At 64.1% G+C, this 16,431-nt stretch carries 21 protein-coding genes and 1 pseudogene; 17 read left to right on the top strand and 5 right to left on the bottom strand.

The window, feature by feature from the left end; all coding sequences use genetic code 11:
* Positions 1–3 precede the first annotated feature (3 nt).
* The 3 genes from acpS to pyrE are packed head-to-tail and all read right to left on the bottom strand — an operon-like array spanning position 4 to position 1,757.
* The gene (gene acpS / locus KIH45_RS12680; protein WP_213176389.1) at positions 4–417 is read right to left on the bottom strand and encodes a holo-ACP synthase; all 414 of its coding nucleotides are present in this window, start codon (positions 415–417) and stop codon (positions 4–6) included.
* On the bottom strand, positions 417–1,157 hold the full coding sequence (locus tag KIH45_RS12675) for a pyridoxine 5'-phosphate synthase (RefSeq protein WP_213176387.1): 741 nt from the start codon (positions 1,155–1,157) through the stop codon (positions 417–419). Before KIH45_RS12675 ends, acpS begins: the two co-directional genes overlap by 1 nt.
* A 15-nt stretch (positions 1,158–1,172) precedes the next feature.
* Complete coding sequence (pyrE, locus tag KIH45_RS12670) at positions 1,173–1,757, bottom strand: orotate phosphoribosyltransferase (RefSeq protein ID WP_213176385.1); 585 nt, start codon at positions 1,755–1,757, stop codon at positions 1,173–1,175.
* 269 nt (positions 1,758–2,026) lie between these two features.
* On the opposite strand from pyrE, the gene coxB reads away from it, so the two are divergent.
* The 12 genes from coxB to KIH45_RS12610 all read left to right on the top strand — a co-directional run bounded on the left by coxB (position 2,027) and on the right by KIH45_RS12610 (position 11,533).
* A complete protein-coding gene (gene coxB / locus KIH45_RS12665) occupies positions 2,027–3,025 on the top strand; it encodes a cytochrome c oxidase subunit II (RefSeq protein WP_213176486.1) in 999 nt (332 codons plus the stop codon).
* 25 nt (positions 3,026–3,050) lie between these two features.
* Positions 3,051–4,748: a cytochrome c oxidase subunit I gene (ctaD, locus tag KIH45_RS12660; protein WP_213176383.1), complete on the top strand. Its 1,698-nt coding sequence runs from the start codon at positions 3,051–3,053 to the stop codon at positions 4,746–4,748.
* Positions 4,749–4,871: 123 nt separating this feature from the next.
* A complete protein-coding gene (locus tag KIH45_RS12655; RefSeq protein ID WP_213176381.1) occupies positions 4,872–5,792 on the top strand; it encodes a heme o synthase in 921 nt (306 codons plus the stop codon).
* Positions 5,789–5,959 (top strand): hypothetical protein, encoded by a 171-nt coding sequence (locus KIH45_RS12650; protein WP_213176379.1) that lies wholly within the window; start codon positions 5,789–5,791, stop codon positions 5,957–5,959. The genes KIH45_RS12655 and KIH45_RS12650 overlap by 4 nt, the downstream gene beginning before the upstream one ends.
* 17 nt (positions 5,960–5,976) lie before the next feature.
* Positions 5,977–6,534, top strand: a complete 558-nt coding sequence (locus KIH45_RS12645) for a cytochrome c oxidase assembly protein (RefSeq protein WP_337925488.1) — start codon at positions 5,977–5,979, stop codon at positions 6,532–6,534.
* A gap of 136 nt (positions 6,535–6,670) precedes the next feature.
* On the top strand, positions 6,671–7,492 hold the full coding sequence (locus KIH45_RS12640; RefSeq protein WP_213176376.1) for a cytochrome c oxidase subunit 3: 822 nt from the start codon (positions 6,671–6,673) through the stop codon (positions 7,490–7,492).
* Positions 7,492–7,932 (top strand): DUF983 domain-containing protein, encoded by a 441-nt coding sequence (locus KIH45_RS12635; protein ID WP_420481938.1) that lies wholly within the window; start codon positions 7,492–7,494, stop codon positions 7,930–7,932. The genes KIH45_RS12640 and KIH45_RS12635 overlap by 1 nt, the downstream gene beginning before the upstream one ends.
* A complete protein-coding gene (locus KIH45_RS12630; RefSeq protein WP_337925483.1) occupies positions 7,929–8,507 on the top strand; it encodes an SURF1 family protein in 579 nt (192 codons plus the stop codon). The genes KIH45_RS12635 and KIH45_RS12630 overlap by 4 nt, the downstream gene beginning before the upstream one ends.
* 20 nt (positions 8,508–8,527) lie before the next feature.
* A complete protein-coding gene (thrC, locus tag KIH45_RS12625) occupies positions 8,528–9,931 on the top strand; it encodes a threonine synthase (protein ID WP_213176374.1) in 1,404 nt (467 codons plus the stop codon).
* Positions 9,931–10,824 carry a class I SAM-dependent methyltransferase gene (locus tag KIH45_RS12620; RefSeq protein WP_213176372.1) on the top strand — a complete coding sequence of 298 codons (894 nt, stop codon included), beginning with the start codon at positions 9,931–9,933 and terminating at the stop codon, positions 10,822–10,824. The genes thrC and KIH45_RS12620 overlap by 1 nt, the downstream gene beginning before the upstream one ends.
* A 2-nt stretch (positions 10,825–10,826) precedes the next feature.
* The gene (locus KIH45_RS12615; RefSeq protein ID WP_213176368.1) at positions 10,827–11,198 is read left to right on the top strand and encodes a dihydroneopterin aldolase; all 372 of its coding nucleotides are present in this window, start codon (positions 10,827–10,829) and stop codon (positions 11,196–11,198) included.
* Positions 11,198–11,533, top strand: a complete 336-nt coding sequence (locus KIH45_RS12610; RefSeq protein WP_213176366.1) for a Rossmann fold domain-containing protein — start codon at positions 11,198–11,200, stop codon at positions 11,531–11,533. Before KIH45_RS12615 ends, KIH45_RS12610 begins: the two co-directional genes overlap by 1 nt.
* Here KIH45_RS12610 and KIH45_RS12605 read toward each other — a convergent pair whose 3' ends face one another.
* Positions 11,534–12,073 (bottom strand): hypothetical protein, encoded by a 540-nt coding sequence (locus KIH45_RS12605; RefSeq protein ID WP_213176365.1) that lies wholly within the window; start codon positions 12,071–12,073, stop codon positions 11,534–11,536.
* Between the two features lie 258 nt (positions 12,074–12,331).
* Here KIH45_RS12605 and rplU point away from each other — a divergent pair.
* The 4 genes and pseudogenes from rplU to KIH45_RS12585 form a co-directional block, all read left to right on the top strand.
* A pseudogene (gene rplU / locus KIH45_RS12600) lies at positions 12,332–12,676 on the top strand (50S ribosomal protein L21); the annotation flags it as partial.
* Positions 12,677–12,708: 32 nt separating this feature from the next.
* Entirely contained in the window at positions 12,709–12,978 is a 270-nt protein-coding gene (gene rpmA, locus KIH45_RS12595) for a 50S ribosomal protein L27 (protein ID WP_144098155.1), read from the top strand.
* A gap of 206 nt (positions 12,979–13,184) precedes the next feature.
* Positions 13,185–13,547: a hypothetical protein gene (locus KIH45_RS12590; RefSeq protein ID WP_213176363.1), complete on the top strand. Its 363-nt coding sequence runs from the start codon at positions 13,185–13,187 to the stop codon at positions 13,545–13,547.
* Positions 13,548–13,675: 128 nt separating this feature from the next.
* Positions 13,676–14,290, top strand: coding sequence for a TetR family transcriptional regulator (locus KIH45_RS12585; protein ID WP_225899906.1), 615 nt, complete (start codon positions 13,676–13,678; stop codon positions 14,288–14,290).
* Here the strand turns inward: KIH45_RS12585 and ygfZ are convergent.
* Positions 14,287–15,054, bottom strand: coding sequence for a CAF17-like 4Fe-4S cluster assembly/insertion protein YgfZ (gene ygfZ, locus KIH45_RS12580; RefSeq protein WP_213176362.1), 768 nt, complete (start codon positions 15,052–15,054; stop codon positions 14,287–14,289). The genes KIH45_RS12585 and ygfZ overlap by 4 nt on opposite strands.
* 46 nt (positions 15,055–15,100) lie before the next feature.
* On the opposite strand from ygfZ, the gene KIH45_RS12575 reads away from it, so the two are divergent.
* Positions 15,101–16,429 (top strand): dihydroorotase, encoded by a 1,329-nt coding sequence (locus KIH45_RS12575; protein WP_213176361.1) that lies wholly within the window; start codon positions 15,101–15,103, stop codon positions 16,427–16,429.
* Positions 16,430–16,431: the final 2 nt, after the last annotated feature.

Below are 16,431 nucleotides of genomic sequence, written 5' to 3'. Positions count from 1 at the left end.
CGCTCAACCCGCCTGCATCAGGGGCCGCGCTTCGATCACAACGAAGGCCTGCGCCCAGGGGTGATCGTCGGTCAGTGTCAGGTGGACATGAACTTCGTGGCCATGCGGCGTAAGCTCGGCCAGCCGCGCCGCCGCGCCGCCTTCAAGCGCCAGCGTCGGCGCGCCGGAGGGCGCGTTCACGACGCCGATGTCCTTCATGAAGACCCCGCGTTTGAACCCGGTGCCGACCGCCTTGGAGAAAGCCTCCTTGGCAGCGAACCGCTTGGCATAAGTGCCGGCGCGGGTGTGAGGCCGGCGCGCAGCCTTGCCGCGTTCGACTTCGGTAAAGACGCGCAGCTCGAATCGCTCGCCAAAGCGTTCCAGCGAGTTCTGGATCCGCTCGATGTTGCAGAGGTCGGAGCCCATGCCGATGATCATTAACGCGCCTCATCCATCAGTTCGCGCATCCGGCGCACGGCGTTTTCCAGCCCGACGAAGATGGCCTCGCCGATCAGATAATGCCCGATGTTGAGCTCGGCCAGTTGCGGGATGGCGGCGATGGGGGTGACGTTTTCGTAAGTCAGGCCGTGACCCGCGTGGGGCTCGATACCATTCTTTGCTGCCAGTGCCGCCATGTCCGTGATGCGCTTCAATTCGCGGGCTGTGCGCTCGCTGTCGCCGTCGATTTGCGCGTGGGCATATTCGCCGGTGTGGAATTCGACGACCGGCGCGCCAAGCTTCATCGCGGCTTCTATCTGGCGTTCCTCGGCCTCGATGAACAAGGACACGCGGATACCTGCATCGGCAAGCCGCGCGCAGATTGGGGCGAGGCGGTTGTGCTGTCCGGCTGCGTCGAGCCCGCCCTCGGTCGTGCGCTCCTCGCGCTTTTCGGGGACGATGCAGGCCGCGTGCGGCGCATGGGCGAGGGCGATTTCCAGCATCTCGTCCGTCGCCGCCATTTCCAGGTTCAGCGGCAGGCCGGTCGCAGACTGGATGCGGGCAAGGTCGCCGTCACGGATGTGGCGGCGATCCTCGCGCAAGTGTGCGGTAATGCCGTCACCGCCAACGGCCGCGACGATTTCCGCCGCGCGCACGGGATCGGGATGGTCGCCGCCGCGCGCGTTGCGGATCGTGGCGACGTGATCGATGTTGACACCAAGGCGGAGCCGTTCGCTCACCACTGCTCTATTTCCTTATGCGGCCTTGCGGCTTCCGGGCTTAACGGCAGGGGTAGCGGCCAGTTCCTCAGGCAGCTCGTCCTCGGCGTAAGTCGGGAAGGTCAGCGAGACGAGCGGCTGGAACGGCACGTCGAATTCGATCTCGCCGCCGGTGCGGTCGACGAGACAGGCGAGCGCGATGACCTTGCCGCCTTCGTCCTCGATTGCCTTGATCGCCTCGCGGCTGGAAAGGCCCGTGGTGACGACGTCTTCGACCATCAGAACCCTTTCGCCCGGTTCTATAGAGAATCCGCGGCGCAGTTCGAAGGTGCCGGTGGGACGTTCCACGAAAATCGCGTCGACGTTCAGTGCGCGGCCCATTTCGTGCCCGATGATGAGACCGCCCATCGCGGGCGAGACGACCTTGTCGATTTTTGAGCGGATGTCGCGCGGCAGCTTTGCGGCCAAGGCGACAGCAAGTCGTCCGGCGCGGTCCGGGCTCATCAATACGCGCGCGCACTGCAGGTAATGTGCGCTGTGGCGGCCCGAAGAGAGCAGGAAATGCCCCTCGAGCAATGCGCCGGCGGCGCGGAATTCGGAGAGGACTTCTTCGTCGGTCATGCGTTTCTTTCCCGGGGCCTTTGGGCCGCTGAACTGGGCCATATTAGTGCCGCTGCGACGGTCTGGGCCAATGGTGCGATGGACCGACTGCCGCGCCGCAGTGCAAAAATATCCCCTAGAGGTGCTTGAGACAGGCCGCAAGCGCGCGTATAGGCCCCCTCGCAAGCGGACCTTCAAGGGGTGTTTTGTATCGCGTTCGGGCGTGGTGCAGCACAGGCGAAGGGGGCTGGAATACAGTTGGAACGACGCAGGAAGGCGACAGACTGGTGATGGGAATCCGCCGCACAGTTCAGTATATTGCAGGGGCCGCGACGACGCTCGCCCTCCTGCCGCAGGCGGCTCTCGCCGCAGTAGCGACCACCGAGGCACCCGTTGCCGAGGCGACCGAGGCCGCGGCCGAAGCAGCGGGCGGTTATGTCCCGATGGCTCCGACCGATGGCAAGGGCATGCCCGTCGACGGCGGCGTCTGGTTCCAGGACCAGTATTCGCCGATCGGCGATTACGGCGCATGGATGCACGATGCGCTCCTGATGCCGCTTATCACGGTTATCTCGCTTTTCGTTCTTCTCCTGCTGCTTTGGGTCATGGTGCGCTATCGCCGCGGCAAGAACCCGAATCCGTCGAAGACCAGCCACAACACGCTGATCGAAGTGATCTGGACCGGCGTTCCGGTTCTCATCCTTCTCGGCATCGCCGTTCCCTCGATCGACCTGCTGGCCAAGCAGTACGAATCGCCGCCGGAAGACGCGCTGACCGTGAAGGTCAACGGCTACCAGTGGTACTGGGGCTACGAATATCCCGATAACGGCGGCTTCGAAGTCATCTCGAACATGCTGCCCGAAGAAGAGGCGATCGCTCGCGGCGAACCCGCCCAGCTCGCCGTCGACAACCGCATGGTCGTCCCCGCCGGCGTTCCGATCCGCATCCAGACCATCGGTATGGATGTGATCCACTCGTTCGCGGTTCCCTCGCTCTGGTTCAAGCTGGACGCGGTTCCCGGTCGCCTGAACGAGAAGGCTCTCTTCATCAAGGAGCCGGGCGTCTACTACGGCCAGTGCTCGGAACTTTGCGGCGTGCGCCACGGCTACATGCCGATCACGGTCGAAGCTCTTCCCAAGGAGCAGTTCGAGGCATGGGTCCTTGAGCAGGGTGGTGAACTCGCCGGCGCCGATGAGGCTGCCGAGGCTCCTGCCGCTGCCGAAGAAGGCGACGCCGAAGTCACCACCGAGGGCGAAGAGCCCGCCGCCGCCGACGTTACGACGGCCTGACCAGATTTCCGCATAGGGTAAGATCATGGCTACCACAGCAACCCCCGAAACGCTGCCGGCACACGATGACGCGCACGATCTGCACAGCCACGCAGATCACAAGCCGCCGTTTTTCCAGCGCTGGTTCATGTCCACCAACCACAAGGACATCGGCACCCTCTACCTGATCTTCGCGATCTTCGCGGGCGTCGTCGGTGGTGCGATTTCCGGCATCATGCGTGCCGAACTCGCCGAACCGGGCATCCAGTATCTCGGCTGGTGGACCACGTTCCTCGGCGGTGACGGTGCCAACTTCGACGAAACGCTGCACCTGTGGAACGTCCTGATCTCGGCCCACGGCCTTATCATGGTCTTCTTCATGGTCATGCCGGCCGTCATCGGCGGTTTCGGCAACTGGTTCGTTCCGATCATGATCGGCGCGCCGGACATGGCCTTCCCGCGCATGAACAACATCTCGTTCTGGCTGACGTTCGTCGCTTTCTGCTCGCTGATGATCTCGGCTTTCGTGCCGGGCGGTACGGGCAACGGCGCGGGTACCGGCTGGACCGTTTACGCTCCGCTCTCGACTTCGGGCTCGCCCGGACCGTCGGTGAACTTCGCCATCTTCGCGCTGCACCTTGCCGGTGCTAGCTCGATCATGGGCGCGATCAACTTCATCACCACCATCTTCAACATGCGTGCGCCGGGCATGACCCTGCACAAGATGCCGCTGTTCGTGTGGTCTGTGCTGGTTACCGCCTTCCTGCTGCTCTTGGCCCTTCCGGTCCTGGCCGCAGCCATCACCATGCTGCTGACCGATCGTAACTTCGGTACGACGTTCTTCGATCCGGCCGGTGGCGGCGATCCGATCCTGTACCAGCACCTGTTCTGGTTCTTCGGTCACCCCGAAGTCTACATCATGATCCTGCCGGGCTTCGGCATCATCTCCCAGATCGTCTCGACCTTCAGCCGCAAGCCGGTCTTCGGCTACCTCGGCATGGCTTACGCCATGGTCGCCATCGGCGTCGTCGGCTTCATCGTGTGGGCACACCACATGTACACGGTCGGCCTCTCGGTGAACGAGAAGATGTACTTCACGGCCGCCACGATGGTCATCGCGGTACCGACCGGCATCAAGATCTTCTCGTGGATCGCGACGATGTGGGGCGGCAGCCTTGAATTCAAGTCGCCCATGTGGTGGGCCCTTGGCTTCATCTTCCTCTTCACCGTCGGCGGCGTCACGGGTGTCGTGCTGGCCAACGGCGGCATCGACGACAACCTGCACGACACCTACTACGTCGTCGCGCACTTCCACTACGTGCTGTCGCTGGGTGCGGTTACCGCTCTCTTCGCTGGCTGGTGGTACTGGTTCCCGAAGATGTTCGGCAAAATGCACTCCGAGTTCCTCTCGAAGCTGCAGTTTATCGTCTTCTTCGTGGGCGTGAACACGCTGTTCTTCCCGATGCACTTCCTCGGGATGCAGGGCATGCCGCGTCGTTACCCCGACTATACCCCGGCCTATACGCTGTGGAACGAGATCGCGACGCGCGGTTATGAGATCATGGCTATCTCGATCGTGATCTTCTTCATCAACGTCTTCTACTCGCTGATCGCCGGCAAGAAGGCTGCCCCGAACTATTGGGGTGAAGGTGCCACGACGCTGGAATGGACGCTGTCCAGCCCGCCGCCGTTCCACCAGTTCGAGACCCTGCCGGTCATCGACGACAAGGCCGGCGCCCACTGAGGCACCGGGACACCGCGATCACCAAGGCGCCCCGGGATCTGATCCCGGGGCGTTCTGTTTGAGGCATGATGTTCGTCCAAGGGCGGGCTTCCAACACCGGACCGCATGGTTCATAGGGCTCCGATGATCACCACCGATCATTCCGTACTGATCCCCAGCGACTGGCGCGATTTCCTCGCGCTGACGAAGCCGCGCGTGATGACGCTGGTCGTCTTCACCGGCTTGTGCGGCCTGCTTGCGGCACCGGGTAGCATTCACCCCGTCATCGGCGCGATCGTGATCCTTTGCATCGCGGTGGGCGCAGGCGGCGCGGCGGCGCTGAACCAGTGGTACGAGGCCGAGATCGACGCGCAGATGAAGCGCACGGCAAAGCGGCCCATTCCCGCTGGGCGCATGGCGCGCACCGACGCACGCGATTTCGGCATTGCGCTTTCGGCGGGATCGGTGATCGTCATGGGGCTGTCGGCAGGTTGGCTTACGGCCGCGCTGCTGGCTGTTTCCATTGTCTATTACGCCGTCGTCTACACGATCTGGCTGAAGCCGCGCACTCCGCAGAACATCGTCGTTGGCGGTGGGGCAGGGGCCTTTCCGCCGCTGATCGGCTGGGTCGCGGTGACGGGTGATGTCACGCTGATGCCGATCGTGCTTTTCGCGATCATCTTCATGTGGACCCCGCCGCACTTCTGGGCGCTCGCGCTGTTCGTGAAGACCGATTACGCCAAGGTCGGCATCCCGATGATGCCGGTCGTCGCGGGCGAGAAATCGACCCGCCGCCAGATCCTGATCTACGCCATCCTGCTCGTGCCCTTTGCACTCGCGCCATGGTATCTCGGCTCGGTCGGCCTGATCTACGCGGTCAGCGCAGCGCTGCTGTCGATCGCCTTCGTCGCGCTGTCGGTGCCGGTCGGCCTTCGCACCAGCGCAGAAGAAGACGCGATGAAGCCTGAAAAGCGGCTCTTCGCCTTCTCGATCCTTTATCTCTTCGCATTGTTTGGCGCCTTGGTTGCCGACAGACTCATCTACAACGCAGGACTGATCGCATGACCCCCGAAGATCAGAAGCAACTCGAAGCGCGCCGCAAGAGCCGGAACAAGGCATTGGGCCTCGTTCTGCTTGGCCTCGTGATCCTGTTCTTCGCGCTCACCATCGTGCGCTTCCCCGACAAGGACGACATCGCGGCCTATCAGGCGGAGCAGGAGGCTGCGCGGTGAGCACGGCAGACGCAACCGTGAGCGGGGACAATCCTGCACCGAAGAGCAACCTTCGCGTCGGCATGTTCGCGCTCGGCATCGCGGTCGCCATGCTGGGCCTCGGTTATGCCTCGGTCCCGCTTTACCGCATCTTTTGCCAGGTCACTGGCCTTGGCGGCACGACGCAGCGCGTGGACGAGGCACAGGCGGCCACCGTTCAGGCCGCGACCGGCAAGATGATCACGGTGCGATTCGACGCCAACACCGATCCGGGCCTTCCGTGGGAATTCCGGCCCGAACGTCCCAAGCAGAAAGTAACGATCGGCCAGCGCGACATGGCCACTTTCGTAGCGCGCAACGATTCCGACAAACCCGTTACCGGCACGGCGACCTTCAACGTCACGCCGACGCAGGCGGGGATCTATTTCAACAAGATCCAGTGTTTCTGCTTTACGCAGCAGACGCTGAAACCCGGGCAGGAAATGCGGATGCCGGTGCTTTTCTACATCGATCCGGAATACCTGAACGACCCGGATACGAAGGATGTCGGGGCGGTCACGCTCAGCTATACCTTCTACGAAAGCGCGGATAGCTGACCGCTAACCGGCGAAAAGGCGCGCAAAGGCTCTGGACCGGGCGCGCAGGCGGGGTTAAAGGCCCCCTCAAACCGATTGGGCGGAACCGTTCGCGGATCCGCAGTGCTCAAAGGCTGGAAACTCAGGGGACCGTATAATGGCCGGCGCTAAGAACCACGATTACCACATTCTGCCGGCAGATCCCTGGCCGCTCATCACTTCGGTCAGCGCCTTCGTGATGACGACGGGTCTTGCCTTCTTCATGCACGACTACCCGTTCGGCACCTACCTGCTGATCGCCGGTTTCCTCGGCCTGATCATCTCGATGTTCAGCTGGTTCGGCAACATCATCAAGGAAGCGCACGCGGGCGATCACACCCCGGTGGTGCAGCTTCACCAGCGTTACGGCATGATCCTGTTCATCGCTTCGGAAGTGATGTTCTTCGTCGGCTGGTTCTGGGCATTCTTCGACTTCTCGCTCTTCCCCTCGGCCCTGACCGAGGTTGTCGACGGCCAGTGGCCGCCCAAGGCGATCGAAGCCGTGATGAATCCGTGGGACCTCCCGCTGCTCAACACGCTGATCCTGCTCTGCTCGGGCACGACCGTTACCTGGGCTCACCACTCGCTGATCAACGGCGACCGTGATGGCCTGAAGAAGGGCCTGTGGGCGACTGTCATCCTCGGCGTCGTGTTCTCGTTCATCCAGGCTTACGAATACATGCATGCGCCGTTCCCGTTCGGTGAGAACACCTACGGCTCGGCCTTCTACATGGCGACTGGCTTCCACGGCTTCCACGTGATCGTCGGCACCATCATGCTGGTCGTGTGCCTCGTGCGCGCCTACAAGGGCCACTTCACGCCCAAGCAGCACTTCGGCTTCGAAGCGGCTGCCTGGTACTGGCACTTCGTCGACGTCGTGTGGCTGTTCCTCTTCGTCGCGATCTACATCTGGGGCGGCGCGGGCGCCGAATACCACTGATGACTGACGGCCCGGATGGCGGAGAGGATCGCAAGGTCGAACTTCCCGCTTCCGCCAATCTCATGAAAGCCGCGGCGATGGGCGAATGCCCGCGCTGCGGCTCTCGTACTTTGTTCAAGAGCATCGTGAGCTTTGCCGACCGGTGTTCGTCGTGCGGGCTCGACTATTCCCGCTTCAACGTCGGAGACGGCCCTGCCGCGTTCCTGACGCTGGCCATCGGCACGGTGCTGGCGATCCTTGCCATCGTGGTCGACCAGTCGTTCCACCCGCCATTCTGGGTCCACGTGATCCTCTGGGTTCCTTTGACGATCGGCATGGTGCTCTATGGCCTGCGCATCGCAAAGGGCATGCTGCTGATCGTCGAATACCAGCGCAGCGCGCGTGAGGCGGGCAGCCTGGAAACCGACGGCACCCGCACTCCGCACGATGAGGACCAGTGAGCCGTAAATTTCCCCTGATCCCGACGGTCATCGTTCTGGCTGCTGTCGCGACGATGATCGGGCTTGGCCTGTGGCAGCTTGACCGCAAGGCCGAGAAGGAGGCGCTTCTCGCCTATTACGACGGGGCCTTGGATAACCCGGCTGCTGTGAATTTCCCGCTGACCGATGCCGATCCGCAGCGCTGGCTCTATCGCCAGTCCACGCTCGAATGCCGCGAAGTGCTGTCGCAAGGGGCGATGAGTGGGCGCAATACTTCGGGCGAGGCCGGATGGGCGATGGCCGCGCAGTGCGCCGTCGACGGGGGCGAGGCGGAGATCGCGATCGGGTGGAGCCGTAATCCCACGCCGCCCGAATGGAACGGCGGAACGGTCACCGGCACCATCGCACCGCTGGGCGAAACCGTCCGCCTGGTGGCGAATGAGCCGCAGGCTGGCCTTGAGCCGCTGGCAAAGCCCAACCCGTCGGAAATCCCGAACAATCACTGGGCCTATGCGATCCAGTGGTTCTTTTTCGCAGCCACCGCGCTCGTGATCTACGCGCTTGCGCTCAAACGGCGTCTTGCGCGCAAGGGCTAGCAGGGCTAGGCGCGCGCCCCATGGAATACGTTTCGACGAGGGGCAGCGCACCGGCGCTCGATTTCCGCGGGGTCACGCTGGCAGGGCTTGCCAGCGACGGTGGCCTCTATGTGCCGCGCGCATGGCCTAGCTTTTCGAAAGACGAGATCGCCGCGCTCGCCGGCCTGCCCTATGCCGAACTGGCCGCCAGGGTCATGCAGCCCTTCATCGGCGAATGCATTGCGCCCGATCGCCTGCTTGAACTGACGACGCAGGCTTATGGCCGCTTCGCGCACAAGGCGGTCACCCCGCTCAAGCAGTTTGACGAGACCCAGTGGCTGCTTGAGCTTTTCCACGGCCCGACGCTGGCCTTCAAGGACGTCGCGCTCCAGCTGCTCGGCCTCCTGTTCGAGGAATTCCTCAAGAACAGCGATCAACACCTGACCATCGTCGGCGCGACCAGCGGCGATACGGGTTCGGCCGCGATCGACGCGGTGGCGGGGCGTGACAAGATCGACATCTTCATGCTGCACCCCAAGGGCCGCGTGTCCGAAGTGCAGCGCCGCCAGATGACGAGCGTGATCGCGCCCAACGTCCACAACATCGCCATCGAAGGCAGCTTCGACGATGCGCAGGCGATGGTGAAGCGGATGTTCGCGGACACCGCGATGACCGACCGTTTCCGCATCAGCGCGGTGAACTCGATCAACTGGGCGCGCCTGATGGCGCAGGTCGTCTATTACTTCGCCGCCGGCGTCCAGCTTGGCGCACCGTATCGCAAGGTCGCGTTCTCGGTGCCGACGGGCAACTTCGGCGACGTCTTCGCAGGCTATGTCGCGGCGAAGATGGGGCTGCCGATCGAACGCCTCGTCGTTGCCACCAACGTCAACGACATCCTGCACCGCGCGATCTCCACCGGCGACTATTCGGCCCACGGCGTCACGCCGACCGATGCACCCTCGATGGACATCCAGGTCTCCTCGAACTTCGAACGCCTGCTCTTCGATGCGGGCGGGCGCGACGGTCTGGCCATGGCGGACCAGATGAAGGGCTTCGAGGCATCGAAGGCGATGCAGCTTACCAATACGCAGCGCGACGGCGCCGCCGCCCTGTTCACCAGCGCGCGCGCCGATGCCGGGCAGACCGCCGATGCCATGCGCTGGGCATGGGACAATTGCGGCGAAGTCATCGATCCGCACACCGCGATCGGGCTTCACGCCGCGCTTGAGACCAAGCTTCCCGCAGGCGTGCCGATGGTGACGCTGGCCACCGCGCATCCGGCCAAGTTCGGCCCCGCGGTCGAAAAGGCGATCGGCGAAAAGCCCGTCCTGCCCCCGCGCGTGGGCGACCTTTACGAGCGTGAGGAAGCCTTCAGCGAACTTCCCGGCACTTACGAGGCCGTTGCCGAATTCGTCGCCGAACGGGCCACGCCGAGCCCGCTGTAATGGCGGAACTGGTCGAAAACCCGATCCTGCTCGCAGGCGAGGGCTGGGACGGTTACCGCCTGCTCGACAGCGGGAACGGTCGCAAGCTGGAAAGCTACGGCCCGTTCCGCTTCATCCGCCCCGAACCGCAGGCGATGTGGACGCCGCGAACGAAGGATTGGCAGGCCGACGGCGAGTTCATCCCCGCCAGTGACGAAGATGGCGGCGGGCGCTGGCACTTCAACACGAAAGTGCCGCGTGATGGCTGGCCGCTGTCGTGGCGCGAGGTGAGCTTCACCGCGCAGTGCACGCCTTTCCGCCACCTCGGCTTCTTCCCCGACATGGCGCCGGTGTGGGACTGGATGGACGCTCAGCTTGAAGGGCTGGTCGATCCGCACGCGCTCAACCTGTTCGGCTATACCGGCGTCGGATCGCTGAGCCTTGCCCGCCGTGGCCGGGTTGCGCACGTCGATGCCAGCAAGAAATCGGTGGCCCAAGCGCGCGACAATGCCGCCGCGTCGGGCATGGACGATGCGCCGATCCGCTGGCTTGTCGACGATGCCGCGAAATTCGCCGCGCGCGAGGTGCGCCGCGAACGCCGCTATGACGGCATCATCCTCGATCCGCCGAAGTTCGGTCGCGGCCCGGGCGGCGAGGTCTGGCGCATTGAGGACGGCTTGCCCGGCCTCGTCACCGACTGCCGCAGCCTGCTCGACGCCGATTCGCGTTTCCTCTTCCTCACCGCCTATGCCGTGCGGATGAGTTCGCTTGCGCTGGCGGGCCTGCTGGCCGAGAAATTCGCAGGGCTGCCGGGCCGGATCGAACATGGTGAGCTTGCCGTGCGCGAAGTGGGTGAGGGCGGGCGCATCCTGCCGACCGCGATCTTTGCGCGCTGGGTCAACGACGGGAACTGATGATGAGCGACAGCCTGACACTCGAAGTCGAGGATTTCGTCGTCGACGTCCTGACCGGGATCTACTCGGAAGAAACCGGCAAGCCGCAGCCGCTGCGCATCTCGATCGCGGTCGATCTGACCATGCCCGAACGGTTCGACCCCGATACCCCGCTGTCGGCCAGCAAGAACTACATGGACCTCAAATTCGCGGCGAGCGGTGCCTTGCCCGAAGGCGTCCACTTCAAGCTGATCGAGGCCGTGGCCGAGCATATCTGCGAGACGCTGTTCCTGCAGGACGACCGCGTGAACCAGGTGAAGGTGAAGATCGTGAAGCTCGCCATTGCCGAGGCGGACGAGAAGATCGGCATGACGCTGGTGCGGAACCGGCGTTGATGCCTGAAAGGGCGATCCCCCTGCGTGTGATCCCCGTGCCTCTGGGCGATGCAGAGCCGCTGGCCGCCGCCGCCCGCTTTCATGCCGAGTACCTGCCGGGGATCGAGGATGCCCTTGCCGGTGGCTCGGGCGTGATCCTGCAATTCGGTGCTGCCGAGGAAAAGCCGCACCGCTGGCGCAAGGAGGCGCTTGCCGCGCTCGCCCGCAAATATGCGCCGCTGCGCGTCAACGGCGTTTCGCGTCTGGCTGGCGGGGATGATGCGGCGCTTCAGGCCGCGATCGATTTCCTGTCGGGTAACGAGGGCGTGACCGGCCAGCTCGTCATCGCGGGCTGATCAGCGGCCGCGCAGGCTTTCCAGCACCGCGTCCTCTGCCGCGATCAGGCCTTCGACCTTTTCGCGCAAGGTGACGATTTGCGGCAGGCCGGCAGGGTTGCCGCTGTCGGCTTCGTCGACCGCGCCCACTGCCAGCAGCGAATCGAGATCGGCCAGTGCGAACATCGTGTCGCTGCGCGCGGATTCGAGGCTGGAGAGCGCGACTTCCGCATCCGACCATGCCAGCGTGCCCGGAGCCGCACCCGAGGCAGAGCGCGCCTTGGCACGGGCGGTCGCCTCGCGGGCAAGGAACGTCTCATGCGAGGCGTAGGCCATCTTCTCGATCGCGGCGAGGCGGCCGGGAAGGTCAGCGGGCGGGGCAGGGGGCGTGACCGGCGCGGTCACGTCGGGTTCTGCAGGCTCGGCGCTGCCGGTCATCCGCTCTGCATCGCGCACGGCGAGCGAGGGGTACTTCGACGAAGTGCTGGCACAGGCCGAGAGCGCGGCACTTGCGCAGGCGAGGACGAGCAGGCGGGCGGCGTGGTTGCGAAGATGCGACATCGCCTCTCCCATAGCAGCTTGATTTCGCGGTGCCAGCCACCACCTTGCATGGCACCGGACAAAGGTGGCCCCGGATGGCCGGAAACCGCCAATCGCGCGTTGACAGCGGGCGGCTTCTCCAGTAACGGGCACCGCTCAATCCGGCACTGGCTTCGTTTTTTCGCCTTGCCGGAAATAAACGCCCGCAGATCGGCACGGATACAACATCGGCGCATTGACGTCGGGTCGTGGCTTCGCGGCAGAACAGACAGGTGAACAATGTTCGCAATCGTGCGTACAGGCGGCAAGCAGTATCGCGTTGCCGAAGGTGACAAGATCGCAGTCGAGAAGCTGGCAGGCGAAGCCGGCGACACGATCACTCTGGGTGACGTGCTTCTCGCAGGCGAAGGTGACAAGCTCGAAGACGCCTCGAAGGTTACGGTCTCGGCCGAAATCATCGCTCAGGCAAAGTCGGAGAAGGTGATCGTCTTCAAGAAGCGTCGCCGTCACAACTACCGTCGCAAGAACGGTCACCGCCAGCAGATGACCCTGCTGCGCATCACTTCGGTCGGCGCTGCCAAGAAGGCACCCGCGAAGAAGACCGAAAAGCAGGAAGACGCGGCCTAAGCCGCCCAACGAATTCGGAGCACTAAACCATGGCACATAAAAAAGCAGGCGGTTCGTCGCGTAACGGTCGCGATTCGGTCGGCCGCCGCCTTGGCGTGAAGAAGTTCGGTGGCGAAGCCGTCGTCGGTGGCAACATCATCGTGCGTCAGCGCGGTACGAAGTTCTACCCCGGCGACAACGTCGGCATCGGTCGCGATCACACGCTGTTCGCGCTGACCGAAGGTCAGGTACGCTTCCATGAAGGCAAGCTCGGCCGCAAGTTCGTGTCGGTCGACGCTCTGGCGGAAGCCGCCGAGTAATCGGATGGTCGATAAAGGGCCATCCTTCGCGGGATGGCCTCGCCGACACCTGATGTCGGCCTGAAAAGGGAGAGGGGTCACCCCGCTCCCTTTTTTCGTTCTGCTCTCCCTGAACGCGCATTCGGTCCCATGCGGGGGCCGGTTGCCACCATATTGCAACGCATCGCTGCTATCGGCGCCTTGCGTTCCCAGGGAGTGATTTTGCGATGTTCATTCGCAGTGAAAACCTGTTCGTCCGCCCGGCCTGGCCCGAAGACCGCGTCCGGCTGTCCGGGCTCGACGTTCCTGCGCGCCACGATCCCTTGAAGACCGAAGGTGAGGGGTTGGTCGTCACCTTCCCCGGCGGCCAGGGGCCCGAGGGGCAGGACCTTGCCGGTGCGCGCCTGATCGGCACGGCCGGTTTCCGTGTCATCCGCCGCAAGTGGGAGCCGGTTCTATGGCTCGCGCCTGCGTGGCGCCATGTGGGCCTGTTCGATGAAGCGGAAGAGTCGCTGGCCCGGCTTGCCGAACAGCTTCCCCCGCCGCACCCGGACGGCGGGATCGAGGAAATGGCAGCTATCGCCGCCTGACCGGCTCGTGAGAATTGTCTGAAGGAGCGTGGCCTCATGGGCTGCGCTTCTTCAACCCTATGCTTCGATTCGTCGCTGGGCCGCTGATGTGCTAGGCATGGCGCATAGGGGTACGGGGTAACTTGAGTTTGACGACGATACGAAAACGTCTCAGCCCGGCTGACAGTCGCCGCATGGCGCTCGATGCGGCGCTTGAAATCTTGATCGAACACGGGCCGCAGGCTGTCACGCTCAAGGCCGTGGCGGGTAAGGTCGGTCGCACCCATTCGAACCTCCTCCACCATTTCGGCAGCGCGGACGGATTGCAGAAAGCTTTGGCCGGCCACCTAGCTGGTGCGGTGTGCGAAACCATCGGCAAGGCCGTGCAGGCTCGCCGCGCGGGGCAGGGTACCGCGCGCGAAATCGTGGACCTGGTCTTCGACGCGTTCGGCGTTCAGGGCGCAGGCGCGCTTGCGAACTGGATGGCGGTGACAGGCAACCGCGACGCGCTGGACCCGATTTTTGACGCGATCCACGGGCTGCTCGACCAGATCGGTCCGGCGGGAGAGGACTGGCAGAAAGTGCGCGAGGCGACGATGACGCTCGTCCTTCAAGCGCTGGGCGAGGCGATGATCGGTAATACGCTCGCGGATTCGCTGGACTTGCCGCACGGCCATGCTCGCGATCTGGCAACGCGCCAACTGGTCGCCATCCTGCCGCGCGGCGAAGGGACCGGCGGCGAGGAAGAGGCGCTGGCGGACTAGTCCTCGGCGCTGGTCAGCGCGCCTTGCAGCCATTTCGGGAATAGCGAAGGATCGGCATCGGCCACGCGCAAGTGATCGATGGCAAGACCGTGTGCGTCATAGGCGACGCGGCGGCGTTTTTCGTCCGATTTTTCAAGCGGCACGACGACAAGGCGGCGGTTCACTTTCTGCCGCCAGTTCATGCGGGCGGTGTTTTCCTGCCCGATGTAGCAGCCCTTGGAAAAGCTGACCCCGTGCAGTTCAACCGCGTTGCATTCGAGCCAGAGCGTCTGGTCATGGCCGAGTTCCTCGCGCCCCTCGACAACGCCCAGCGACAGGCGGTGCTTGCGATAGGCCTCATCCGCGCAGTCGGTGGGGTCGTCCTCAACCGGTTCCAGCCAGCGCTGGCCCAGCGCCGCCATGCGCGGATCGTCGCCGCCGCCGTCGCCGCGATGCGCGGTCCAGTGGACGGCGACCTTGGGGTCGATCGCGATGTCGATCTTGCGGCGCAGGCGATATAGTGTGAGGCGCTTGGCCAGTTCCTCGGCATGGGCAGCCTCGCAATCGATCAGCAGTGCGTCTTTCGCAGGCCAGACGAAGAAATCGAACAGCGCCTTGCCCTGCGCGCTCAGCAATGCGGCCCAGACCGGCAGCGCGCCTTTCACATCATTGGTGACGAGGCCTTGCAGGAATTCCGCAACGTCGTTGCCGCCTGCGCCTTCCTCTCCGGTCAGCCGGATGATCGCCCTGTCGCACAGTCGTGTCGAGGTGAAGCCGTCGCTCATGCAAGTCCCTTTGCCAAATGGCCTGCGCCCTCCTAGATGAAGGACCATGACTGATACGCACCAAACCCCCGAGTGGGTCCTGAGCGGCGGCACCGTGCACACGCCGTCCGGACCGGTCGAAGCCGAGGTCGCCGTTGCAGGTGGCCGCATCTTTGGAGTTGGGCATTATCCCGGCGTTCGCAAGGTCGATTGTACCGGCCTAGACATTCTTCCCGGCGTCATCGACAGCCAGGTCCACTTCCGAGAACCGGGGCTGGAGCAAAAGGAAGACCTTGAAAGCGGCAGCCGCGCGGCGGTTCTGGGCGGCATTACCGCCGTTTTCGAGATGCCGAACACCAACCCCAATACCGACACCGAAGAACGTATCCACGACAAGCTGAAGCGCGCCCATCACCGCATGTGGTGCGACCACGCCTTCTATGTCGGCGCGACGGCTGAAAACGCCGAGAACCTTGCCGAGCTGGAGCGCATTCCCGGAACGGCGGGCGTGAAGATCTTCATGGGCGCATCGACCGGCAGCCTGCTGGTGGCAGAGGACGAGAACCTTGCCCGCGTGCTGGCATCGGGCCGCCGCCGCGTCGCCATCCATGCCGAGGACGAGGAGCGCATGAACGCGCGCAAGGGTGAGCGGGTCGAGAACGACCCGTCGAGCCACCCGGTCTGGCGTGACGACGAATCGGCGATGCTGGCAACCCGCCGCATCCTGCGCCTTGCGCGCGAGGCGAAGCGTCCGATCCACATCCTGCACGTGACCACGCCTGCCGAACTGGAAGTCATCGCCCAGCACCGCGACGTGGCGACATGCGAAGTCACGCCTCAGCACCTGACACTGAATGCCGAGGATGCCTATCCGCGCCTTGGCAGCCATGCGCAGATGAACCCGCCGATCCGCAGCAAGGCGCACGTCGATGGCCTCTGGCACTGGCTGCAGCAGGGCGTACCCGACGTGATCGGTTCCGACCATGCGCCGCACACGCTTGAGGAAAAGGCCAAGCCCTATCCCAACAGCCCCAGCGGGATGCCGGGCGTGCAGACGCTTCTGCCTTTGATGCTGAACCACGTCCTCGAAGGGCGCATGACGCTCGAACGCCTGATCGACATGACCAGCGCGGGCGTGCAGCGCGTGTTCGGCCTGGTCGGCAAGGGGCGCATCGCCACCGGCTATGACGCGGACTTCACGATTGTCGACCGCAAGGGCAGCTTTACCATCACCGACGAATGGCTGGCCTCGCGCTGTGGCTGGTCGCCGTTCACGGGGATGGAGCTGAAGGGCCGTGTCGTCGGCACGATCATTCGCGGCAATGTCGCGATGTGGGATGGGCAGCTTGGCGAAAGCGCGCAGGGCGAACCGTTGCGCTTTGCTTTCTCGCTCTGACC

Source organism: Croceicoccus gelatinilyticus (assembly GCF_018398395.1).
In the GTDB taxonomy this organism is placed as follows: domain Bacteria; phylum Pseudomonadota; class Alphaproteobacteria; order Sphingomonadales; family Sphingomonadaceae; genus Croceicoccus; species Croceicoccus gelatinilyticus.
The sequence above is the reverse complement of the archived record's forward strand: the minus strand, read 5'-3'. Positions and strand labels throughout refer to the sequence as shown.